This is a genomic window from Streptomyces gobitricini (genome assembly GCF_039532985.1).
GTDB lineage: Bacteria > Actinomycetota > Actinomycetes > Streptomycetales > Streptomycetaceae > Streptomyces > Streptomyces gobitricini.
Genome location: NZ_BAAASR010000002.1, coordinates 37,414 through 59,000, shown reverse-complemented (window position 1 = coordinate 59,000; position 21,587 = coordinate 37,414). Strand labels below are relative to the sequence as shown.

The 21,587-nt window shown below is 74.8% G+C and carries 21 protein-coding genes and 1 riboswitch; of the genes, 12 read left to right on the top strand and 9 right to left on the bottom strand.

What is annotated here, in order from left to right; all coding sequences use genetic code 11:
- Positions 1-57: 57 nt before the first annotated feature.
- Positions 58-178, bottom strand: a riboswitch (cobalamin riboswitch).
- A gap of 418 nt (positions 179-596) precedes the next feature.
- Positions 597-1,157 carry a hypothetical protein gene (locus tag ABD347_RS01185; protein WP_344355319.1) on the top strand — a complete coding sequence of 187 codons (561 nt, stop codon included), beginning with the start codon at positions 597-599 and terminating at the stop codon, positions 1,155-1,157.
- A 20-nt stretch (positions 1,158-1,177) separates the two neighbouring features.
- Here the strand turns inward: ABD347_RS01185 and ABD347_RS01180 are convergent, their stop codons facing one another.
- Positions 1,178-1,876 (bottom strand): TetR family transcriptional regulator, encoded by a 699-nt coding sequence (locus tag ABD347_RS01180; protein ID WP_344355317.1) that lies wholly within the window; start codon positions 1,874-1,876, stop codon positions 1,178-1,180.
- 253 nt (positions 1,877-2,129) lie between these two features.
- Here ABD347_RS01180 and ABD347_RS01175 point away from each other — a divergent pair, with 253 nt between their 5' ends.
- The 4 genes from ABD347_RS01175 to ABD347_RS01160 all read left to right on the top strand — a co-directional run bounded on the left by ABD347_RS01175 (position 2,130) and on the right by ABD347_RS01160 (position 6,025).
- The gene (locus tag ABD347_RS01175) at positions 2,130-3,434 is read left to right on the top strand and encodes a glycosyltransferase family 4 protein (RefSeq protein ID WP_344355314.1); all 1,305 of its coding nucleotides are present in this window, start codon (positions 2,130-2,132) and stop codon (positions 3,432-3,434) included.
- Between the two features lie 58 nt (positions 3,435-3,492).
- Positions 3,493-4,224 carry a class I SAM-dependent methyltransferase gene (locus ABD347_RS01170; protein WP_344355312.1) on the top strand — a complete coding sequence of 244 codons (732 nt, stop codon included), beginning with the start codon at positions 3,493-3,495 and terminating at the stop codon, positions 4,222-4,224.
- The gene (locus tag ABD347_RS01165; RefSeq protein ID WP_344355310.1) at positions 4,221-5,294 is read left to right on the top strand and encodes a prenyltransferase; all 1,074 of its coding nucleotides are present in this window, start codon (positions 4,221-4,223) and stop codon (positions 5,292-5,294) included. Before ABD347_RS01170 ends, ABD347_RS01165 begins: the two co-directional genes overlap by 4 nt.
- 146 nt (positions 5,295-5,440) lie before the next feature.
- Complete coding sequence (locus tag ABD347_RS01160; RefSeq protein ID WP_425575546.1) at positions 5,441-6,025, top strand: AMIN-like domain-containing (lipo)protein; 585 nt, start codon at positions 5,441-5,443, stop codon at positions 6,023-6,025.
- Between the two features lie 123 nt (positions 6,026-6,148).
- Here the strand turns inward: ABD347_RS01160 and ABD347_RS01155 are convergent, their stop codons facing one another.
- The 4 genes from ABD347_RS01155 to ABD347_RS01140 all read right to left on the bottom strand — a co-directional run bounded on the left by ABD347_RS01155 (position 6,149) and on the right by ABD347_RS01140 (position 9,337).
- Positions 6,149-6,442: a hypothetical protein gene (locus ABD347_RS01155; RefSeq protein ID WP_344355308.1), complete on the bottom strand. Its 294-nt coding sequence runs from the start codon at positions 6,440-6,442 to the stop codon at positions 6,149-6,151.
- 291 nt (positions 6,443-6,733) lie between these two features.
- A complete protein-coding gene (locus tag ABD347_RS01150) occupies positions 6,734-7,600 on the bottom strand; it encodes a hypothetical protein (RefSeq protein WP_344355307.1) in 867 nt (288 codons plus the stop codon).
- 135 nt (positions 7,601-7,735) lie between these two features.
- Entirely contained in the window at positions 7,736-8,644 is a 909-nt protein-coding gene (locus tag ABD347_RS01145; RefSeq protein ID WP_344355306.1) for an N-acetylmuramoyl-L-alanine amidase, read from the bottom strand.
- Between the two features lie 33 nt (positions 8,645-8,677).
- Positions 8,678-9,337, bottom strand: a complete 660-nt coding sequence (locus tag ABD347_RS01140) for a class I SAM-dependent methyltransferase (RefSeq protein WP_344355305.1) — start codon at positions 9,335-9,337, stop codon at positions 8,678-8,680.
- A gap of 130 nt (positions 9,338-9,467) precedes the next feature.
- Between ABD347_RS01140 and ABD347_RS01135 the strand changes: the two genes are divergently transcribed.
- Together ABD347_RS01135 and ABD347_RS01130 are read left to right on the top strand one after the other, a co-directional pair.
- Positions 9,468-10,910, top strand: coding sequence for an MFS transporter (locus ABD347_RS01135; RefSeq protein ID WP_344355303.1), 1,443 nt, complete (start codon positions 9,468-9,470; stop codon positions 10,908-10,910).
- 69 nt (positions 10,911-10,979) lie between these two features.
- Positions 10,980-11,201 (top strand): hypothetical protein, encoded by a 222-nt coding sequence (locus ABD347_RS01130; RefSeq protein ID WP_189548367.1) that lies wholly within the window; start codon positions 10,980-10,982, stop codon positions 11,199-11,201.
- Positions 11,202-12,114: 913 nt separating this feature from the next.
- Here ABD347_RS01130 and ABD347_RS01125 read toward each other — a convergent pair.
- Positions 12,115-13,389, bottom strand: coding sequence for a hypothetical protein (locus ABD347_RS01125; protein ID WP_344355302.1), 1,275 nt, complete (start codon positions 13,387-13,389; stop codon positions 12,115-12,117).
- Positions 13,390-13,655: 266 nt separating this feature from the next.
- On the opposite strand from ABD347_RS01125, the gene ABD347_RS01120 reads away from it, so the two are divergent.
- Genes ABD347_RS01120 through ABD347_RS01105 form a run of 4 tightly spaced genes read left to right on the top strand, consistent with a single transcriptional unit; the run spans position 13,656 to position 17,672 of the window.
- Complete coding sequence (locus ABD347_RS01120) at positions 13,656-14,471, top strand: Nif3-like dinuclear metal center hexameric protein (RefSeq protein ID WP_344355301.1); 816 nt, start codon at positions 13,656-13,658, stop codon at positions 14,469-14,471.
- The gene (locus ABD347_RS01115) at positions 14,468-15,211 is read left to right on the top strand and encodes a zinc ribbon domain-containing protein (protein ID WP_344356325.1); all 744 of its coding nucleotides are present in this window, start codon (positions 14,468-14,470) and stop codon (positions 15,209-15,211) included. Before ABD347_RS01120 ends, ABD347_RS01115 begins: the two co-directional genes overlap by 4 nt.
- Positions 15,211-16,812, top strand: a complete 1,602-nt coding sequence (locus ABD347_RS01110; protein WP_344355300.1) for a bifunctional RNase H/acid phosphatase — start codon at positions 15,211-15,213, stop codon at positions 16,810-16,812. The genes ABD347_RS01115 and ABD347_RS01110 overlap by 1 nt, the downstream gene beginning before the upstream one ends.
- 5 nt (positions 16,813-16,817) lie before the next feature.
- Positions 16,818-17,672, top strand: a complete 855-nt coding sequence (locus ABD347_RS01105; RefSeq protein WP_344355299.1) for a GNAT family N-acetyltransferase — start codon at positions 16,818-16,820, stop codon at positions 17,670-17,672.
- Positions 17,673-17,774: 102 nt separating this feature from the next.
- On the opposite strand, the gene eda is transcribed toward ABD347_RS01105, so the two are convergent.
- Together eda and yaaA are read right to left on the bottom strand one after the other, a co-directional pair.
- Entirely contained in the window at positions 17,775-18,401 is a 627-nt protein-coding gene (gene eda / locus ABD347_RS01100) for a bifunctional 4-hydroxy-2-oxoglutarate aldolase/2-dehydro-3-deoxy-phosphogluconate aldolase (RefSeq protein ID WP_344355298.1), read from the bottom strand.
- A 59-nt stretch (positions 18,402-18,460) separates the two neighbouring features.
- The gene (gene yaaA, locus ABD347_RS01095) at positions 18,461-19,225 is read right to left on the bottom strand and encodes a peroxide stress protein YaaA (RefSeq protein WP_344355297.1); all 765 of its coding nucleotides are present in this window, start codon (positions 19,223-19,225) and stop codon (positions 18,461-18,463) included.
- A 159-nt stretch (positions 19,226-19,384) separates the two neighbouring features.
- Between yaaA and ABD347_RS01090 the strand changes: the two genes are divergently transcribed.
- The gene (locus ABD347_RS01090; RefSeq protein WP_344355296.1) at positions 19,385-20,827 is read left to right on the top strand and encodes an RNB domain-containing ribonuclease; all 1,443 of its coding nucleotides are present in this window, start codon (positions 19,385-19,387) and stop codon (positions 20,825-20,827) included.
- On the opposite strand, the gene ABD347_RS01085 is transcribed toward ABD347_RS01090, so the two are convergent.
- Positions 20,778-21,584, bottom strand: coding sequence for a hypothetical protein (locus tag ABD347_RS01085; RefSeq protein ID WP_344355295.1), 807 nt, complete (start codon positions 21,582-21,584; stop codon positions 20,778-20,780). The genes ABD347_RS01090 and ABD347_RS01085 overlap by 50 nt on opposite strands.
- Positions 21,585-21,587 lie beyond the last annotated feature (3 nt).

Genomic DNA, 21,587 nt, shown 5'->3' with positions numbered 1-21,587 from the left:
CCGGCCCCGTATTCCTCGACGGTGCCGGCCACCGGGCGCTGGGTCCCGATGACGCGAGCCGAACACGTGCTCGTGCGGGGCATTCCGGCTCACCGCCGGACGGCGGTCTCACGGCTGCGTGGTCAGCGCCGGATTCGCACCGGCTTCCCCCCGTACGGGCATGATGACGACGCGCTCACTCTACCGGCGGGTCAGGACGGCTCACACGCGACGTACGTCACGGGGCCGCTGCCCGGGTATGGCCCCGGCGCGCCCCGGTGAGCGGCTCGCCGGACGCGATCTCCCGGTCGGGCAGGGCGGGCCGCGCGGGGGGTGCGGCGGACCCGCCGGGCGGCGCGGACCGACCGGAGCGGGCGATGCGCGGAGCGGGGCGAGGGGCCGGGACGGACGCCGACGAGGGGCCCTGGCGGCGGTGGAGGGGCCCCGGGGAGGCGGCCGCCCCGCCCGGCGAAGCGCCGAATGAGCGGCGAAGGGACGGCACGCGGAGCCCGTCGTCGCGCGGGCCGGCCCTTCCTCTGCGAAGCTCGATCCTGATCACGGGGGCATGGGGCCCGCGTGCACAGCGGATTGGGGTATTCGTGCGCAAGGCGATTGCGGTGTCCCCTGCTCGAGCGAAGTCGGGAGGTTGGGGGAGGGCGGCCGCGGCCGCCGGTGTGGTGCTGCTGGTCGCGGGCTGCGGCGGCGGTTCCGACAAGGAGACGGGGACCCCCGCGCCCCCGTCCGGCGCCACGGCCCCGGTGGGGGCGGGTGCGGAGGCCGAGGCCGGTGGCGGCCCGGACGCCGCCGCGGTGACCGAGGAGATCTCGGCCGCGGCCACGGCTGCGGGCTTCACCGAGGAGCCCTCCGACGAGGACGTGCCCCCGGCCCTCAAGCCCTGCATGGTCTCCTGGCAGGTCGACGACGAGAAGGTCACCGACTCCGAGAAGTCCTACGACGACACGGTCGCGGCGCTCGCCAGGAGCGGCTGGAAGGAGTCGCAGAAGTTCGACCACAAGGGCTCGGTCATCACGTCGCTGGACAAGGGCGGCTGGACGGTGAAGGCGAGCCACCACGGTCAGGGCGGCTTTCTGACGGTCTCGTTCGTCGCCACCGACAACGGACCGGAATGCGAGAAGCTCTTCAAGGAAGACCTGGAGAAGAACAAGAACGCGCGGTAACCGTCCGCCGCGCCGACCGGTCAGACCGAGCCGGACGCCCCGGCCCCGGCCGCGTCTCCGTACCCCGCCCCGTCTCCGTGCCCGGCCTCGCTTCCGGCCCCGGCAGCGGCGCCGGGCGTGTCCGGGGACGTCAGGTCGATCAGGCGGCACACCGTCTCGATGTCGGTCCGCACCTGGGCGATCGACGCCCGTCCGGACAGCCAGGTGATCAGTGCCGAGTGCCAGGTGTGCTCGATCACCCGCACGGCGGAGAGCTGCTGCGGCGTCGGGCGCTCCAGCCCCGTCGCCTCCAGGATGATCGCCGTCGTCTGCCGCGAGACGGTGTCCACCTCCGGGCTCACGCCGCGGTCCGCGAACGTCAGTGCCCGCACCATCGCGTCCGCGAGGTGCGGCTCGCGCTGGAGGGCGCGGAAGGCGCGCATCAGGGTCTCGGCGACCCGCTCCGAGGCGGCCTCACCGGCCGGGGGCCGCTTGCGCAGCGTCGTGTGCAGGTGGTCCAGCTGGTCCTGCATGGTGGCGACCAGCAGATGGATCTTGGACGGGAAGTACCGGTACAGCGTGCCCAGGGCGACCCCCGCCGCCTCGGCGACCTCGCGCATCTGGACCGCGTCGAAGCCGCCCCGGCCGGCCAGCTGCGCGCTGGCGTGGAGGATTCGGCGGCGGCGCGCCTCCTGGCGCTCGGTGAGCGGTGGCGACGCCGGTCTGACTTCCGCTGTCATGGGTCCCGTTCCGTTGTTCCGTTCCATGGCGTGCCGGTGTGCGGGCGTGCTGGTGTGCGGGCCGCCCGGTCGGCGTGCGGACGGGCCGGTACCGCCGGGCGCCCGCCGTGTCGTGAATCACCCGGAGCGGCCCTCACAGCGGCGCTACCTGCCGGTAGATTCGAAGCTCCTTGAACCACCAAGTCTGAAACTTGTTCTAGATTAGCGCGACCGGTTACGCTCCGGCGAAACGCAAGGCAGAAGGGGGCCGCGAGTGACCGCTGAGGCCATAGAGGCAGGCCCCCGCGGCGGTGGCACCGAGGGCGGTGACGCCCCGCTGCGCATCGCGCTCCTCACGTACAAGGGCAACCCGTTCTGCGGCGGGCAGGGCGTCTACGTACGCCACCTCTCCCGCGAACTGGCCCGCCTCGGGCACAGCGTCGAGGTGATCGGCTCCCAGCCCTACCCCGTACTCGACGAGGGCGTGCCGCTCACCGAGCTGGCCAGCCTCGACCTGTACCGGCAGCCCGACCCCTTCCGCACGCCCCGGCGCGACGAGTACCGCGACTGGGTCGACGCCCTCGAGGTCGCGACCATGTGGACCGGCGGCTTCCCGGAGCCGCTCACCTTCTCGCTGCGTGCCCGCCGCCACCTGGCCGCCCGCCGCGGCGACTTCGACGTCGTCCACGACAACCAGACCCTCGGCTACGGGCTCCTCGGCGACATCGGCGCCCCCCTCGTCACCACCATCCACCACCCCATCACGGTGGACCGGCGGCTGGAGCTGGACGCCGCCACCGACTGGAAGCGCCGCGCCTCCGTCCGCCGCTGGTACGCCTTCACGCGCATGCAGAAGCGGGTCGCCCGCCGCCTGCCGTCCGTGCTCACCGTCTCCGGCACCTCCCGTGACGAGATCGTCGAGCACCTCGGCGTACGGCGGGACCGCGTCCGCGTCGTCCACATCGGCGCCGACACCGACCTGTGGTCGCCCGACCCGGCCGTCCCCGAGGTGCCCGGCCGGATCGTCACCACCTCCAGCGCCGACGTCCCGCTCAAGGGCCTCGTCCACCTCGTCGAGGCCCTCGCCAAGCTCCGCACCGAGAACCCGGACGCCCACCTCGTCGTCGTCGGCAAGCGCGCCGGGGACGGGCCGGTCGCCCAGGCCATCGAGCGGTACGGGCTCGACGGCGCCGTCCGGTTCGTCAAGGGCGTCACCGACGCCGAACTCGTCGACCTCTACCGGGGCGCCCAGGTGGCGTGCGTCCCCTCGCTGTACGAGGGGTTCTCCCTGCCCGCCGCCGAGGCGATGGCCACCGGCACCGCGCTGGTCGCCACCACCGGCGGCGCCATCCCCGAGGTCGCCGGCCCCGACGGCGAGACCTGCCTGGCCGTCCCGCCCGGTGACGCGGGCGCCCTCGCGGCCGGCCTCGGCCGACTGCTCGGCGACGCCGGACTGCGCGCCCGGCTCGGCGCGGCGGGCCGCGCACGGGTACTGGACAGGTTCACCTGGGCCCGCGCCGCCCAGGGCACGGCGGAGCTGTACCGCGAGGCGATCGCGGCACGCGGAGCCCGCCGATGACCTGGCAGTCCCCCCGTACAACACCCTCCCCCCACCTCCGTGAAAGCAGGCCGTCCCCGTGCTGACCGTCGACTTCACCCGCTTCCCGCTCGCCCCCGGCGACCGCGTCCTCGACCTGGGCTGCGGTGCCGGGCGGCACGCCTTCGAGTGCTACCGGCGCGGGGCCCGGGTCGTCGCCCTCGACCGGAACGCCGAGGAGATCCGCGAGGTCGCCAAGTGGTTCGCCGCCATGAAGGAGGCCGGTGAGGCGCCCGCCGGGGCGACCGCCACCGCCATGGAGGGCGACGCCCTCAACCTGCCCTTCCCCGACGAGTCGTTCGACGTCGTGATCATCTCCGAGGTGATGGAGCACATCCCGGACGACAAGGGCGTCCTCGCCGAGATGGTCCGCGTCCTCAAGCCGGGCGGCCGCATCGCCGTCACCGTCCCCCGCTACGGCCCCGAGAAGGTCTGCTGGACCCTCTCCGACGCGTACCACGAGGTCGAGGGCGGCCACATCCGCATCTACAAGGCCGACGAACTGCTCGCCAGGATCCGTGAGGCCGGACTCAAGCCGTACGGCACCCACCACGCGCACGCGCTGCACTCGCCGTACTGGTGGCTGAAGTGCGCCTTCGGCGTCGACAACGACAAGGCGCTGCCCGTGCGGGCGTACCACAAGCTGCTGGTCTGGGACATCATGAAGAAGCCCCTCGCCACCCGCCTCGCCGAGCAGGCCCTCAACCCGGTCATGGGCAAGAGCTTCGTGGCGTACGCGACCAAGCCCCACCTCCCCAAGGCCGAGGCGTGACGAGTCCCGAGCGCACCGAACACCTGGTCCTGCCCGGAGTCCTCACCGCCGAGCAGGCCGCCGAGACCGTCGCCGGCATCCTCGCCGCCCAGCGCGAGGACGGCGCCATCCCCTGGTTCCGCGGCCACCACCTCGACCCGTGGGACCACACCGAGGCCGCCATGGCCCTGGACACGGCCGGCGAGCACGACGCCGCCGCCCGCGCCTACGAGTGGCTCGCCCGCCACCAGAACGGGGACGGCTCCTGGTACGCCGCCTACCACGACGGCGACCACCGCCAGGTCACCGACCACGGCCGGGAGAGCAACTTCTGCGCCTACGTGGCGGTGGGCGTCTGGCACCACTACCTCGCCACCGGCGACGACACCTTCCTCGACCGGATGTGGCCCGTCGTCTACGCGGCCGTCGAGTTCGTACTCCGCCTCCAGCAGCCCGGCGGCCAGATCGGCTGGAAGCGCGAGCCCGACGGCACCCCCGTCACCGACGCGCTGCTCACCGGCTCCTCCTCCATCCACCAGGCGCTGCGCTGCGCCCTGGCGATCGCCGAGGAACGCGAGGAGCCCCAGCCGGACTGGGAACTGGCCGCCGGCGCGCTCGCCCACGCCATCCGCCACCACCCGGAGCGGTTCCTCGACAAGAACCGCTACTCGATGGACTGGTACTACCCGGTCCTCGGCGGCGCGGTCACCGGCGCGGCGGCCAAGGAGCGGATCGAGAGCGCCTGGGACGACTTCGTGGTCCCCGGCCTCGGCGTGCGCTGCGTCCTGCCCAACCCCTGGGTCACCGGCGGCGAGAGCTGCGAGCTGGCGCTCACCCTCTGGGCGATGGGCGAGTCCGACCGCGCACTGGAGATCCTCCAGTCCATCGCCCACCTCCGCGCCCCGGGAGGCATGTACTGGACGGGTTACGTCTTCGAGGGCAACCGCGCGGTCTGGCCCGAGGAACTCACCACCTGGACGGCCGGCTCCCTGCTCCTGGCGGTGGCCGCGCTCGGCGGGGACGAGGCGACCACGGCCGTCTTCTGCGGCGACAGGCTGCCGCGGGGCCTGGCACCGGACTGCTGTCGGTGACCTGAACCGGTCGGTGCCCGGATTCACCAACCTTGGTGGGGGGTACCCGAGTTGACCGACTGGGAAATGTCCGGGGGATTCGTGCGCAACCATCCGGCTGTCCCGGTCGTCCCATCCGACAGAGAACCCAGCGTCAGGGGAACACAATGAAACGACGCACCATCGCTCTCGCGACACTCCTGCTCACGGGCGCCGGCCTCGGAATGCTGACGGTGCCGGCCGGCGCGGCCTCCGGGTCCGCCCCGCGGGCCGCCACCGCCTGCCCCACCGGCTGGGGCAGCGCACAGAAGACCGACGCCAGCGCGGCGACCGCCTCCCTGGTGGACATCAGGACCGGACGGCACGACTGCTTCGACCGCATGGTCCTCGACATCCCGGACGCCGGCAGCGGCAAGATCGGCTACCAGGTCCGGTACGTGGACCGGGTGTACCAGGACGGGTCCGGACACCACGTCCCGGTCGCCGGCGGGGCCGCACTGGAGGTGCGCGTCGCCGCGCCCAGTTACGACCCGCAGGGCGGGGCGACGTACCGGGGCAAGGTGGCCCAGCCGCTGCCCGGTGTGGACCTCACGGGCTACCGGACCTTCAAGGACACGCGGTTCGTCGGCAGTTTCGAGGGCGACACCCAGATCGGCCTCGGCGTCCGCGCCCGGCTGCCCTTCCGGGTCCTCCAGCTGCCCGACCGCCTCGTGGTGGACGTGGCCCACACGTGGGGCACCGCCGCCCGCTGACCCGGTGTCCCGGTGCGCGGACACCCCCGGACCCCCGGGGCCGGACGGCCTGCCGGGGATCCGGGGGCGGCTGTTTTCCCGTACCCGCGCGTCTTTCCCGTACCCGCGCGTCTCAGTACCGGCTCAGTACCGGCGAAGGCGGGCGGCGAGGGCGTGACCGAGGAAGAGGTACACGAGGGCGGCGAGACCGTAGCCCGCCACCACGCGCAGCCAGGCCGCGTCGAAGGTGAACAGGTCGTGGGACCAGCCGGCGAGCCAGCGGGCCGCGTCCTGGACGAACCGCACCAAGTCGTTGGCCCGGTTGGCGTCGAAGAGGTACATCAGGATCCACAGGCCGATGATGGCGGCCATGACATCGGCGATGACCGCGATCACGGTCGCCGCCTGCGCGCTGCCGTTCCGGTTGCGGGGAGACATGCGCTACGGATTGCCGCTGCGCCGCGCCCGAAACCCGTACCGCGCCGCCCCGGTGGCACGCGCCGCGCGTGACCGGGGCCTGGCGTGACCGCGGGCGGAGGCCGGGCGTGACCGCGACCGGGGGTTGGGCGGCCGGGAGTTGGGCCCGCCCCGTACCCGGAGCAGCCGGAGGACCGGAGCGGCCGGAGGACCGGAGCGGCCGGAGCGCCGGGGCGGACAGGGCGGTGACGGTACGCCGACGGCCCCCCGCCCGGAAGAGCGAGGGGCCGTACGCGTACGGGTCCGGAGACGCTAGCCGCGCTGGATGCCCGTCGTGTCCTGGAGCACGCCTCGGCGGCCGTCCTGCGTCTGCGCCACCAGGCCCTGGCCGCGCTGCTCGACGGCCAGGTACCAGGTACCGGGCGCCAGCTCCGCGATCGGCGTCGGGGAGCCGTCCTCCGCGTACAGCGGGCGGGCCACCGGCACGGCGAACCAGAACGGCGAGAAGTCCGGGGCGGGCGCGGCCTGCTGGGCCTGCCCGCCCTGGGACGGCTGGCCCGGACCCTGCGCGTGCGGGACCGGCTGGCCGGCCTGCGAGGGCTGCGGCTGGCCCGGCTGCCCGGCCTGGCCGCCCGGGTAGCCGTAACCACCCTCGGGCTGCCCGCCGTACGGCGGCTGCTGCGCGCCGGGGTAGCCGTAGCCGCCCTGCGGGTGTCCACCGTACGGCTGCGGCTGCTGCGGACGCGGCGCGCCCAGCAGCGGGGCCTTGAGGGCCGGGACGAGCGGAGCGGCGACGGCGGCCGCGGCGAGCGCGATCGTCGCCAGCAGGCCCAGGATCATGCCCGCGCCGGCGTCGGCGTCCATGTCGATGATGGTCCAGAAAGCGGTCCACAGCGCGAAGACGCAGAAGGCCACACCGAACTGGCCCAGGTCGATTCCCGCGACCTTGCGGCCGGGCATCCCGCGCCCGACCACGATCAGCGCCGCCCCGATGACACCGGAGAGGAACATGCTCATCAGGAGGCCCAGACCGTCCCAGGCGTTGCGCTTCTCGAAGCCTGAGCAGTCGACCCCTGTGGGGCAGTCGAAACTGGTGAGGCTGAGGAACGAGGCGATGAACAGCACCACCGCTGCTCCGATCACCACGCCATCGCCTCGAGTGAGGGAGCGGATGTTCACGTGTAAGAGTCCTTCGTCGGTTCGTCTCGTCGGGGTGGCGCGGTGCACGGGGGTGGCCGGCCCCATCGTACGGATGCGGTACGGGTCCGGGTCCAGGGTGAGCCAGGACCCCCGGCAGGCTACCGCCCGCCGGCCCTAGCCCCGCAGGTAGGTACGGACGCCCGCCGCGATTCCCTGAGCCGCTCTCTGCCGCCATGCCGCGTCCGTCAGCGATGCGACGTCCTTCGGGTCACGCATATTGCCGCATTCGACGAAGACTTTGGGCACGGTCGACAGATTCAGCCCTCCGAGGTCCTTGCGCACGTCCAAACCCGTGCCTCCGCCGAGGTAGTTGGCCGGGGCGCTGCCGGTCGCCCGTGCGAACTCCCGCGCGACGCTCTCCCCGAGAGCGCGCGACGGCCCGACGATCTTCGAGGTGTCGGCCGCGCCGCCCTTGACCACGGCGGGCAGGATCACATGGAAGCCCCGGTTGCCGACCGCCGAGCCGTCCGCGTGGACGGAGACCACGGCGTCCGCCCCGGCCGTGTTCCCGATGCGGGCCCGCTCGTCGATGCAGGGGCCGTACGGGCGGTCGGCGTCCTGGGTGAGGACCACGGTCGCGCCCTGCTCCTGGAGAAGGGTGCGAAGACGGCGTGAGACATCCAGGGTGAACGCGGCCTCCGTGTAACCGGAGTTGGTGGACGTCCCGGTGGTGTCGCATTCCTTGCGGTTCGTACCGATGTCCACGAGCCGGTTGATCTCCCGGGGGTGCTTGAAGTTGCCCGGGTTGTGACCCGGATCGATCACGACGGTCCGTCCGGCGAGCGGCGCCGCGACGGACGACGCCGCGACGGACGGTCCCGGGGCGGCGGGGGAGGGCGCGGACGCGGAAGGGCCGGGGGCGGGCCGCGCCGTCGGTGGCGCGCTCTCCGCCGCACCGCTCATCGCCCCCCAGGCCAGCCAGCCGGCCAGCGCGGCCGACGCCGACACGGCGAGAGCGAGGGTGAGGGCGAGCTTCGAACGGCGGGGCGGGCGCGGGGCCGGCGGACTGTCGTCGTGGTGCACACCCGTGATGCTAGGACCTGCCGGGCCGTCAGGTCAGAAACCCGGGCCCGTGCGCCGCAGCACGCGCAGGGAGTCCGTCACCGACACCTCGGTGAACGCGCCCGACTCCAGGGCCCGCAGGTAGACGCGGTACGGGGCCTGGCCGCCGTCCGCCGGGTCGGGGAACACGTCGTGCACGACCAGCAGTCCGCCCTCGGCCACGCGCGGCGCCCAGCCCTCGTAGTCGGCCGTCGCGTGCTCGTCGGTGTGGCCGCCGTCGATGAACACCAGGCCCACCTCGCCCGCCCACACCCGCGCGACCTGCGGCGAACGGCCGACGACCGCGATCACGTACTCCTCCAGCCCCGCCCTGTGCAGGGTGCGGCGGAACGTCGGCAGCGTGTCCATCAGCCCGACCTCCGGGTCCACCACCGCCGGGTCGTGGTACTCCCAGCCCGGCTGCTGCTCCTCGCTGCCGCGGTGGTGGTCGACGGTCACGGCCACGGTGCCCGCGGCACGCGCCGCGTCGGCGAGCAGGATCGTGGAGCGCCCGCAGTACGTACCGACCTCCAGCAGCGGCAGTCCCAGCCGCCCGGCCTCGGCGGCCGCCGCGTGGAGCGCCAGACCCTCACCTACCGGCATGAACCCCTTGGCGGCCTCGAAGGCGGCGAGCGTCTCCGGCTCGGGCGCGGCGGGCGCGGCGGGCACAGCCATGGGTGGTTCCTCCTGCTCGGACGTCCGTACTGGACGGTCACATCGTAGGCGGCCGGTCCGCCCGCGCCGTGGCCGGGACTTCCGGCGTAGGCCCATATACGCATGTACGGAGCACACCGCGACTGCGACCATGACATCCATGCCGCAGCCCCGTACCGACGCCGACCGCGACCGCACGGCCACCGACTCCTCCCGCCCCGCCCCCCGTACCTGGCTGGTCCTCCTCGCCGCCTGCGCCGGCCAGTTCCTGGTGGTCCTCGACGTCTCCGTGGTGAACGTGGCCCTGCCGTCGATGCGCGCGGACCTCGGCCTGTCGGCGGTCGGGCTCCAGTGGGTGCTCAACGCGTACTCGATCGCCTTCGCCGGGTTCATGCTGCTCGGCGGGCGGGCGGCGGACCTGTTCGGGCGCAAGCGCATGTTCCTGGTCGGGCTGGGGCTGTTCACCGCCGCCTCCATGGCCGGCGGGCTCGCCGGGGAGGGATGGCAGCTGCTCGCCGCCCGCGCCGTACAGGGGCTCGGCGCGGCGGTCCTCGCGCCCGCGACGCTCACCATCGTGACCGGCACCGTCCCGCCCGGACCCGCGCGCACCCGGGCGATCGCGACCTGGTCGGCGGTCGGCGCCGGCGGCGGGGCGGCCGGCGGACTGGTCGGCGGGGTCCTCACCGACCTGCTCTCCTGGCGCTGGGTGCTGCTGATCAACGTGCCGGTCGGCGTCCTGGTGCTGGCCGGCGCCGTGGTGTGGATACACGAGAGCCGGACGGAGGGCGGGCGGCGGCTCGACCTGCCCGGCGCGGTGCTCGTCACCGGTGGGCTCGCGGCGGTGGCGTACGGCATCGTGCAGACCGAGGAGGCCGGCTGGGAGGCACCGGCGACCCTGCTGCCGCTGCTCGGCGGAGTGGCGCTGCTGGCGGCCTTCGTGGCCGTCGAGGCCCGGGCGAAGGCCCCGCTCATGCCGCTCAGGGTGTTCCGTTCCGGGGCTGTGACGTCGGCCAACGTGTCGATGGTGGTGAACGGCTCGGCGTCGTTCGCCATGTGGTTCTTCATGACCGTGTACGCCCAGAACGTGCTCGGGTACACACCGCTGGAGGCGGGCCTCGCCCTGGTACCGAGTTCGATCAGTGTCATCGTCGGCTCGAAACTGGCGCCCCGGCTGATGGTGACCACCGGGGCGCGCAACCTCGCGGTGCTCGGGACGCTGATCGCCGCCACCGGATTCGGGTGGCAGTCCCTGATGGACGCGCACGGTTCGTACGTCACGACCATCCTCGGTCCCGGCGTCCTGATGATGGCCGGTATGGGCCTGTCCATCACCCCGCTCGCCTCCCTCGCCACGTCCGGCGCCGCCCCGGGCGACGCCGGCCTGGTGTCGGGCCTGGTCAACACGTCCCGCACGATGGGCGGCGCGCTGGGCCTGGCGGTCCTGTCGACGGTCGCCGCGTCGCGCACGGCGGGCGGAACGGGGCCGGAGGCGCTGACGGCCGGGTACGCGCTGGCCTTCCGCACCGGCGCGGGCATCCTCCTCGGGGGCGCCGTCCTGATGCTGCTGTGGCTGCCGCGCCGCGCCGAGCCGTAGGGACCGGTTGTCCCTGGTCACGCCGGACCCCCTGCCCCATCCGGCCTCCGTGCCGCATACTGGCGGGAAATGACGAACCGATCCGCGCCCCGGCGCCACCTCGCCACCAGTCCCTTCAAAGCCCCCGTCGCCGCACCGATCAAGCACTTCGCGGTGGGCGACCGGGTATCCCACGACCGGCACGGCCTCGGCACGGTCATCGCCGTCGAGGACCAGATCGCCACTCTCGTCGACTTCGGGTCCCAGAAGGCCCGCATCGTCAGCCCCTACAAGGGCATGGACAAGCTCTGACCGCCCGCCCCGCCCGCCCCGCCCGCCCCGTCCACTCCGACTGATCCGTCACAGCGACGGCGCCGCCCGCCGCGGAGCCGGTCCCGCCCGGGGCCGCCCGCCGCGGCCAGCCGTTCCCCGTCGCGTCCCGCGCCGCCCTGCCGCCTGCCGCCGGGGCGGCCGCTGCCGTTCGGTGGCCCCGCGGCCTCTCCGAGCCCGCCTCCTCGCGGCCGGCGGCCCCGGGCCCGGCGGGAAGCCGTGACGATGGTCACCAGTCCCTCCGGGAAGCCGTGACGACGGTCACCAGCCCTGCCAGGACAGCCGTGAGGACGGTCACCAGCCCCTGTGGGCCGCCCCGCACGGCCTCACCCGCGCGAGACGCCGGGTACGCGGCGACGGCCCGGAGGCGTCGCCCAGCCCGGCCGGAGCACCGGAACTGACGCAGGGTCGGAAACAGCGGATCCCGCCCCCATGTGCGGGGGCGGTGACGTGCTCCGCCCCTGCGGGCGGCCACCTCCCCGTGCCGGGCGGGCCGTACCGACCGGCCCGCCCGGTACGCCGGCGGGTGCCGCCCGGCGGGCGGCGACCACCGGAGCGGACGGGTACGGGGACGCGGACGCGACGGGGACGCGGGCCGGCGAGGCGCCGGCGCCCGCGCCGACACCCGACGCACGGCGAAGGGGGCCGCCCCGGGGGTTCTCCCCGGGGCGGCCCCCTTCAGGCTCTCGTCCCGTCAGGCCGCGCTGTGGTGCGGGTCCCTGCGGTGACGGCCGTGCGGCTGCGTCGACAGGTCCTCCGTCGACGCCGCACCCCCTCGGTGCTTTCCGGAGCCACCGGCGTCCCCCTGCGGTCGCCCGTGGGTCGTGTCGGTGCTGGCTTCAGACATCTGGGAAGTCACCCCGTAGTGATCGCTGACATGTTGCGGCCCGAGAGTCTATCCGCGGGCTGTGCGGCCGGTGAGTGGCGCCTGCTGCAACGGCACCGGCTTGCACACACCAGGAGTCGCCGAGGGCTCGGGCAGTTCCCCACCTGCGTATTCCGGTTGTGCCGATTCTGTGGCCGGATGCGGTACGAGCCCTTCCGGCGCCGCCCCCGGGCTCCCGGACTCCGCCTCCCCGGCCCCCGGCTTCCCCGGCCCCGGCTCCCCGCGCCCCGCCTCCCCGGCCCGCTCGGCGCCCGCCCGTGCCGCCTCCACCCGCGCCACGTCCACCCGCGCCAGGCCGCACGGCACCGTCCCGGTCGCGTACGGCAGCCGCAGCACCCCGTCCCGGCTCCACAGCCCCGCCCCCGCCAGCCACCCCCGGGGCGCCGGCAACTGGTGCAGCCGTCGTCCCGCCGGCCGCCACAGCCCCACCCAGCTGCCCGCCGCCGCGTCGATCCGCAACGCCACGGCACAGGTCTCCGGAGTGAGCGTCTGTCCCGGCTGTATCGCGAACGGCGTGACCGCCGCGTCGGGGAGCCGCAGGCACTCCGGGAAGCGGACGGGCATCATGCTGCCCAGCACCCCCCAGCCCAGCCGGTGGTGGCCCGGTGACGGCGCGTCGGAACGGATGAGCAGCAGCCCGCTGTCCGGATCCGCCAGCAGCACCCGGTCCTCGCTGCCCTCCGTGATCTGCAACAACGGAGTCACCTCGCCGCCCCGCTCCAGGTCGACGGCGACCGCCTTGACCGGCCCGCCCTCGTCCTGCCGCCGGTCCAGCGCCAGCATCCGGCCCGTACGGTCCAGCCACGCCCCGCCCGCGCAGCGGCCCTCGACCTCGGCGACGTGCTCGGGGCCGCCGCGTCCGCCCGCCACCACCCAGACGCCCGTCGAGTGCTCCCCGGGCGTCAGCGCGTAGGCACAGGCCCCGTCCGGAGACGGCGGCAGCAACCGCAGCGCCGGCGACTCGACCGCGCCCAGCGGCAGTTCGCCGGTCCGCGGCCCCGTCGGGTACAGCAGCGAGAAGACGTACCGCCCACCCGTCCGGCGTGCGATCAGCACCCGCCCGTCCACCAGTGGAAGCACCTGCGCGTGCGGGTCCTCGGGCTGAGCGGCGGGGAGGGGGACCGCGTACGGCTCCGGCCCGTCCAGCGTCCAGCGCTCCGGGAACAGCGCCTCGCCGTCACCCGCCAGCCGCGCCGCGTAGGCGCCGTTCGCCGCGATGGTGAAACCCGGACGCGACACCGCGCCGTCGTCCTCCGCGGCGGTCTCGATGGCACAGACTGTCATCGACTCGTCACCTCCGGCGACCGAAGCTAGTTTTCGCACTCCCAGCCGAACAACGAGAGCCTCCGCACTTCACCTATAAGGGTGGCGATGTCCTGATTCGCCTGAGAAAGGGGGTGCAGTTGTGCTGGCGGAGCCGCCGGGGGCCCGCCGTGCCGCCGCCCTCCGCGGGCCCGCGCCATCGCGCCGTCCGTGCCCCGCCGGAGCCGCTCCCGCGCGGCGGCGGCACGGGTATGGGGCGGGAGGGCAGGCCAGGTAGCCTTTGCTCCGTGCCCCGTCTGTCTGAAGTCATCGCCGAGCTCGACGCCCTCTGGCCGCCCGAGCGGGCGGAACAGTGGGACGCCGTCGGCACCGTCTGCGGCGACCCCGGCGCGGAGGTCACGCGTGTCCTGTTCGCGGTCGACCCCGTACAGGAGATCGCCGACGAGGCGCTCGCGCTCGGCGCCGACCTGATCGTCACCCACCACCCGCTCTACCTGCGCGGTACGACGACGGTGGCGGCCGACCACTTCAAGGGCCGGGTCGTCCACACGCTGATCAGGAACGACATCGCACTGCACGTCGCGCACACCAACGCCGACACCGCCGACCCCGGCGTCTCCGACGCCCTCGCCGGCGCCCTCGGCCTGCGCGTCACCGGGCCCCTCGTCCCCGAGAACGGCCTCGGGCGGATCTGTGAGGTGGAGCCGCCCGAGACGCTGCGCGAGTTCGCCGCCCGCGCCGCGAAGCGGCTGCCCGCCACCGCGCAGGGCATCCGCGTCGCGGGCGACCTCGACGCCACCGTCCGTACCGTCGCCGTCAGCGGCGGCTCCGGCGACAGCCTCTTCGACGCCGTGCGCGCGGCGGGCGTGGACGCCTTCCTCACCGCCGACCTGCGCCACCACCCGGCCTCCGAGGCCACCCAACACTCACCGCTGGGGCTGGTCGACGCCGCCCACTGGGCCACCGAGTGGCCCTGGTGCGAGCTGGCCGCCGCCCAGCTCGACGAGATTTCCGACCGCCACGGCTGGGACCTGCGGGTCCACGTCTCGAAGACGGTCACCGACCCGTGGTCCCACCACTCTTCTTCTGGAGCCCCCAACTGAACGCCGCGCCCGCCGACCAGATCCGACTCCTCGACGTCCAGTCCCTCGACGTACGCCTGTCGCAGCTCGCCCACAAGCGCAAGTCCCTGCCCGAGCACGCCGAGATCGAGTCGCTGAACAAGGACCTCATCCAGCTGCGGGACCTGCTCGTCGCCGCGCAGACCGAGGAGAGCGACTGCGCCCGCGAGCAGACCAAGGCGGAGCAGGACGTCGACCAGGTGCGCCAGCGCGCCGTCCGCGACCAGCAGCGGCTGGACTCCGGGGCGGTCTCTTCCCCCAGGGACCTGGAGAACCTCCAGAAGGAGCTCGTCTCGCTGGCCAAGCGCCAGGGTGATCTGGAGGACGTCGTCCTGGAGGTCATGGAGCGCCGCGAGTCCGCCCAGGAGCGGGTCGCCGAGCTGACCGAGCGGTTCTCCTCCGTCCAGGGCAAGGTCGACGACGCCGTCGCCCGGCGGGACGCCGCGACGCAGGAGCTGGACGGCGAGGCCGCGTCCGTCGCCAAGGAGCGCGAGCTGGTCGCCGGTTCCGTACCGGCCGACCTGATGAAGCTCTACGAGAAGATCCGCGAGCAGCAGGGCGGCGTCGGCGCGGCGCGGCTGTTCCAGCGCCGCTGCGAGGGCTGCCACATCGAGCTCAACATCACCGAGGTGAACGACGTCCGCGCGGCGGCGCCCGACACCGTCCTGCGGTGCGAGAACTGCCGCCGCATCCTGGTGCGTACGTCGGAGTCGGGCCTGTAATGACTGCCGTGCGGGAACTGATCGTCGAGGCCGACGGCGGCTCCCGGGGGAACCCCGGGCCCGCCGGTTACGGGGCGGTGGTCCTGGACCCGGTGTCGGGGGAGCCGCTGGTGGAGGCCGCCGAGTACATCGGCGTCGCCACCAACAACGTCGCCGAGTACAAGGGCCTGGTCGCCGGGCTGAAGGCGGCGCGGGAGCTGGCGCCCGGCGCGACGGTCCGGGTCCGGATGGACTCCAAGCTGGTGGTCGAGCAGATGTCGGGGCGCTGGAAGATCAAACACCCGGACATGAAGCCGCTGGCGGCACAGGCGGCCCGGATCTTCCCGCCGTCGCAGGTCACGTACGAGTGGATCCCGCGCGAGCGGAACAAGCACGCCGACCGGCTCGCCAACGAGGCGATGGACGCCGGCAAGCGCGGCGAGCAGTGGCGGCCGTCCGCGTCGACGGCGGCTCTGGAGGCCGGTGCCCGCCCCGGCTCGGGCGCCCTCGACACGGGCGGCGCCCGCGTGGCCGGCGACGCGGCGGCGGGCGCGGCGAAGGCCCGCGCGGCGCTCGCCGGAACGGTCGGCGGGGCCGCGGCCACAGGCACGGCCGCGGCGGGGGCGGGGGCGGGGGCCGGTGCCCCGGCGGCCCACACGGCTCGCGTCGCGGCGCACGGGGCGCCTGCGCGCACGGAGTCCTCGTACGCCGCGCCCGCACAGGCCGCGTACGCCGCGCCCGCGCAGACCGCGCCTGCGACACCTGGGCCTGACGCGCCTGCGCGCAGGGAGCCCGGACAGACCGGGTTCGCACAGGCCGCGTACGCCGCGCCCGCGCAGGCCGCGTCCGCACCCTCCGCGCCCGCGCAGACCGCGCCCGCAGCGCTCGGCCGGGGCGCGTCCGGCGGGGCCGACCCGCTCGGTGGTGCGGGGGTCGCCGCGCCCGCGAGCCGGACCGCGCCCGCCGCCCCGCCCGTCGGCTGGGCGGCCGCGGCGGACCTCGGGGCGCCGGCCACGTTCGTGCTGCTCCGGCACGGCGAGACCGCGCTCACCCCGGAGAAGCGTTTCTCGGGCAGCGGCGGCGGAGACCCCGACCTCTCCCCGGTGGGCCGGCGGCAGGCCGACGCGGTCGCGGCCGCCCTCGCGGCGCGCGGCACGGTCCAGGAGATCGTCTCGTCCCCGCTCGCCCGGTGCCGGCAGACCGCCGCGACGGTCGCGGCCCGCCTCGGGCTGGAGGTCCGCGTCGAGGACGAGCTCCGTGAGACGGACTTCGGTGCCTGGGAGGGCCTGACCTTCGCCGAGGTGCGGGAGCGGTACCCGGACGACATGGCCGCCTGGCTCGCGTCGCCCGAGGCGGCCCCCACGGGCGGTGAGTCCTTCGCGTCGGTCGCGCGCCGGGTCGCGGCGGCCCGCGACCGGCTGACCGCCCGCCACGCGGGCCGTACCGTCCTGCTGGTCACGCACGTCACGCCCATCAAGACGCTGGTCCGACTAGCCCTGGGCGCGCCGCCGGAGTCCCTGTTCCGGATGGAGCTGTCCGCGGCCTCGATCTCGGCGGTGGCGTACTACAGGGACGGCAACGCCTCGGTCCGTCTGCTGAACGACACCTCCCACCTCCGCTGAGCGTCATGGGCTGGCGACACACCCACGACGTCGAGGAGTTCCGCCGGGAGGCGGGCCCGTACCTCGAAGCGGACCCGGCCCGCAACACCGCGCTGCTCACCGTGAGCGAGACGGTGCTGCGATACGGGCCGCGCCCGTACGGGGACGACGGTGGCGACGCCCGGTTCGGCTGGTGGCGCCGTACCCCGGCCGGACCCGTCGAGGGCGCGTTCGTCTGGACGCCGCCGAAGGACCCGCTGTTCGGGCCCATGCCGGACGAGGCGGCCCGGCGGCTCGCCCGCGTCCTGCGCGGTACGGCGGACGTGCGGGGCGTCAAGGGCGGCGACGGGCCCGCGCAGGCGTTCGCCGCCGAGTGGACCGGCGGGGACGCGTACGCCTGGCGCGTCGTCGTGCGCAGCCGGCTGTTCCGGCTCGGCGACCTCGCCCCGCCCCGGCCCGCGCCACCGGGCACCGCGCGGCGGGCCACGGCCGAGGACGTACCGCTCGTCGCCGCCTGGATGCGCGCCTTCGCGGCCGACATCGGCGACGATCCGGCCGCCGACCAAACCGGCAACGCCGCCCGGCGCGTCGCGCACGGCGGGCTCTACCTGTGGGAGACCGGCGGCAGGCCCGTCTCGATGGCGGCCCACTCGCCGCTCGTCGCCGGGCAGTCCCGCGTCTCACCCGTGTACACGCCGCCCGCGTCGCGCGGCCGGGGCTACGCGGGGGCCGCCACCGCTGCCGTCAGCCGCGCGGCGCGGGAGGCCGGAGCCCGGCAGGTGCTGCTGTTCGCCGATGTCGCCGATCCCACCAGCACCGCGCTCTACCAGCGCCTCGGCTACCACCCGGTGGCCGACCACGTCGACGTCGAGATCCACTGACCCGGAAGCCGAGCACGAGACGGGGCCGCTCCCGCGCGCCGGTCAGGCCCGCCGCCGGCCCGGGCCGCACCGCGCACCGCCCGGGGCGTGACGCGCCGGGCGTCAGCCGCGCAACGCCGACGCCTCCCGGGCCAGTGACTCCACGCGCACCCAGTCCCGGCCCGCGAGCGCGTCGCCCGGCAGCATCCACGTACCGCCGACGCACCCCACGTTCCCCAGCGCCAGGTACGAGGGCGCCGACGCGAGGGAGATCCCGCCCGTCGGGCAGAACCGGGCCTGCGGCAGCGGACCGGCCAGTGACTTCAGGTAGGCGGTGCCGCCCGCCGCCTCCGCCGGGAAGAACTTCATCTCGCGCACCCCACGTTCCAGCAGCGCCACGACCTCGGAGACCGTCGAGACGCCCGGGAGGAACGGCACGCCCGAGGCCTCCATCGCGTCCAGCAGCCCGGCCGTCCAGCCGGGGCTCACCAGGAACCGCGCCCCCGCCTCCACCGCGGCCACGACGCCTCGTGCCGAGACGACCGTGCCCGCCCCGACCACCGCGCCCGGCACCTCTCCGGCGATCGCCCGGATCGCGTCGAGCGCCGCCGGTGTCCGCAGCGTCACCTCGATCGCCGGAAGCCCGCCCGCCACCAGCGCACGTGCCAGCGGTACGGCGTCGGTGGCGTCCTCGATCACGACGACGGGCAGGACGGGGGCGTGGTCCAGCACGGAGGGGACGCGAGTCACCCGCCCATCGTGCCCGGGTGCCGCATCACCCGCAACAAGCGTTGCGAAGCGTGCAACGGTCAGTGGATCTCGTCCACCAGTACGTCCAGCTTCCCGGCCGCCGGCGTCTCCACCCCGTACCCGAGGTCCCGCAGCGCCTCCACCAGCTCACCCGGCCCGGAGGGCTCCGCACCCGCCTCCAGCAGGCTCCGCACGATCCGCCCCTTGGTCGCCTTGTTGAAGTGGCTGACCACCTTCCGCGTCGGGGCGTGCAGGACCCGCACCGTCGCCGTCCGCGCCGCCACCTCGCCCTTCGGCCGCCACGCCGTCGCGTACGCCGCCGACCGCAGGTCCAGCACCAGGCCGTCCCCGGCCGCCTCCGGCAGGACCTCCGCCATCGGCGCACGCCAGAAGGCCCCGAGCGCCCCGAGGCCCGGCAGCTTCACGCCCATCGAGCAGCGGTACGACGGGATCCGGTCGTCCACCCGCACCGCACCCCACAGCCCCGAGAACACCAGCAGCGACGCGCGCGCCCGGTCCCGCGCGGCGGCGTCCAGCGTGGCCAGCCCCAGCGCGTCGTAGAGCACGCCCGTGTAGATCTCCCCGGCCGGCCGCGCGCCCGCCGACCGCAGCCCGGCGTTCTTCGCCACCTCGCCGCGCAGCCCCACGCTCAGCCCGAGGACCTCCCGCGCCTTCTCCTCGTCACCGGCGCACAGATCCACCAGCTCCTCCAGCACGGCGGCCCGCGCGGCCGCCAGCCCCGGCAGCGACAGCGACCCCGGCTCCAGCGGGGCGCCGCTCCCCGACGCGGCCTTACCTTCCGAGGGCGGCAACAGCACGAGCACGGTGGTTCTCCTTCAGTACGTACGGAACGGGGATGCGGCCCCGCGCCAGCGTACAAAGGGCCGGGGCGCGGGAAGCACGGCGGCGTGAGAGCGCCACGGCGCGGGAAGCGCCACGGCGCAGGAGGTGCCTCCCGGCGCCTCGCGCCCTACGCTCGACCCATGCCCCGCCGCCAGATGCGTGTGACCGGCGCGGCCCAGGCGCCCCTGCGGGCCGCCCTGCGCGCGCTGCGTACCGAGCTCGACGTCCCCGACGCCTTCCCGCCCGCCGTCCTCGCCGAGGCCGAGGCCGCCGCGAAGGACCCCCGCCTGCCCGGCCGCGACGCCACCGACCTGCCCTTCCTCACCATCGACCCGCCCGGCTCCACCGACCTCGACCAGGCCATGCACCTCACACGCCGCGTCGGCGGCGGCTACCGCGTCCACTACGCCATCGCCGACGTCGCCGCCTTCGTCACCCCGGGCGGCGCCATCGACACCGAGGCCCATCGCCGCGTGCAGACCCTCTACTTCCCCGACGGCCGGATCCCCCTCCACCCCGCCGTCATCTCCGAGGGCGCCGCCAGCCTCCTGCCGGACCGGACCGTCCCCGCCCTGCTGTGGCGCGTCGACCTCGACGCCGACGGCCGCCGCGTCGCCACCGACGTCCACCGCGCCCTCGTCCGCAGCCGCGCCCGGCTGGACTACGAAGGCGTCCAGCGACAGCTCGACACGGGCACCGCCGAAGAGCCGCTCACCCTGCTGCGCGAGATCGGCACCCTGCGGGAACGCCTGGAGACCGAGCGCGGCGGGATCTCCCTCAACGTCCCCGAACAGGAGATCGTCGAACAGGAGGGAACCTACGCCCTGGAATACCGCGCACCCCGCCCCGCCGACGGCTGGAACGCGCAGATCTCCCTGCTCACCGGCATGGCGGCCGCCGACCTGATGACCGCCGCCGGCACCGGCGTCCTGCGCACCCTGCCGACCGCCCCGGACGGTGCCGTCGCCCGCCTCCGCCGCTCCGCCAGGGCCCTCGGCGTCGAGTGGCCGCACCACGTCTCGTACGCCACCCTGGTCCGCACCCTCGACCCCAGCGACACCCGCCACGCCGCCTTCCTCCAGGACTGCACCACCCTCCTGCGCGGCGCCGGCTACACCGTCTTCACCGACGGCGACATCCCCGACCCCGCCGTCCACGCCGCCGTCGCCGACGAGTACACGCACTGCACCGCCCCGCTGCGCCGCCTCGTGGACCGGTACGCCGGCGAACTGTGCGTGGCCGCCGTCGCCGGTGAGGAGCCCCCGGAGTGGGTACGGGCGGCCCTGCCCGCCCTCCCGCAGCGCATGGCGGAGGGCTCACGCCGGGCGGGCGGTGTCGAGCGCGGATGCGTCGACATCGTGGAGGCGGCCCTGCTCAAGGACCGGGTGGGCGAGATCTTCGACGCGTACGTCGTCGACGTCCACGACCGGGACCCGGCGGTCGGCACCGTCCACCTGGACGACCCGGCGGTGGTGGCCCGCGTCGAGGGCGGCACGGAGCCGCTCCCGCTGGGCGAGCGGCTGCGCGTACGGCTCACCCAGGCGGATCCGGGACGGGCGAAGGCGCTGTTCGCGCCCGCGTGACAGCGGCCACGAAGGCCCGCGCGTCGTCGGCGTGACAGCGCACCACCCGCACCGCACACCGCTGCCCGAGCAGCCGTACGGCGGTGACGGGCTCGTCCAGCTCGATGGTGACGGACGTCTGCGAGGCGACCGCCAGATCGAGTACCCCTTCCTCCTTCGGGTGCGAGAACAGCGACTCACGCCGTACCGCGCCGATCCGCTCCAGCGGTATCACCACATCCACGTGCGCCCCCTGCCGCACCCGCAGCGCGTCCGCTCCCAGCAGATGCGGCCGGGTCACGGACGCGGCGTGCAGCCCCAGCACGAACAGCACCGTGTAGACGTCCAGCACCAGGAAGACGGCGTGGACGACCGGCCAGGACGCCAGCAGGTACGACATGCCGACCGTCTCCACCACGCAGACGAAGGCGAACCCGTACATGTACGCCGCCTGGTCCCGCGCGTGCCCGAACGCCCGGACGCCCGCCCGCCCGGCCCCGTGCGGCCGCCGCGCCACCCACCGCACCAGGCTCACCGGCAACCGAAGCTCGTGCCCCACCAGCCGGACGACCGGCTCCGGCACCAAGAGGCGCACCGCCTCACGCCGGCCGGCCCCCTCACGCCGCAGCCGCACGTACAGCAGGGCCTCCGCGCCCAGCAGGGCGGCGATCGCGACCTCCGCCCCCACCACCACGGCGCCGGGTATCCGCACCCCCGCCACCAGGCACACGGCAAGCACCACCTCGGCGGGCAGCAGGGCATACGCCGCACCCCGCACCCC

Bases quoted from the DNA above. Each gene is read 5' to 3' on its own strand.
- ABD347_RS01130 (WP_189548367.1), top strand. From the start codon at position 10,980: ATGACGAACCGATCCGCGCCCCGGCGCCACCTCGCCACCAGTCCCTTC.
- ABD347_RS01140 (WP_344355305.1), bottom strand. From the start codon at position 9,337: ATGGCTGTGCCCGCCGCGCCCGCCGCGCCCGAGCCGGAGACGCTCGCC.
- ABD347_RS01160 (WP_425575546.1), top strand. From the start codon at position 5,441: ATGAAACGACGCACCATCGCTCTCGCGACACTCCTGCTCACGGGCGCC.
- ABD347_RS01125 (WP_344355302.1), bottom strand. From the start codon at position 13,389: ATGACAGTCTGTGCCATCGAGACCGCCGCGGAGGACGACGGCGCGGTG.
- ABD347_RS01110 (WP_344355300.1), top strand. From the start codon at position 15,211: ATGACTGCCGTGCGGGAACTGATCGTCGAGGCCGACGGCGGCTCCCGG.
- ABD347_RS01180 (WP_344355317.1), bottom strand. From the start codon at position 1,876: ATGACAGCGGAAGTCAGACCGGCGTCGCCACCGCTCACCGAGCGCCAG.
- ABD347_RS01105 (WP_344355299.1), top strand. From the start codon at position 16,818: ATGGGCTGGCGACACACCCACGACGTCGAGGAGTTCCGCCGGGAGGCG.
- ABD347_RS01155 (WP_344355308.1), bottom strand. From the start codon at position 6,442: ATGTCTCCCCGCAACCGGAACGGCAGCGCGCAGGCGGCGACCGTGATC.
- ABD347_RS01135 (WP_344355303.1), top strand. From the start codon at position 9,468: ATGACATCCATGCCGCAGCCCCGTACCGACGCCGACCGCGACCGCACG.
- ABD347_RS01090 (WP_344355296.1), top strand. From the start codon at position 19,385: ATGCCCCGCCGCCAGATGCGTGTGACCGGCGCGGCCCAGGCGCCCCTG.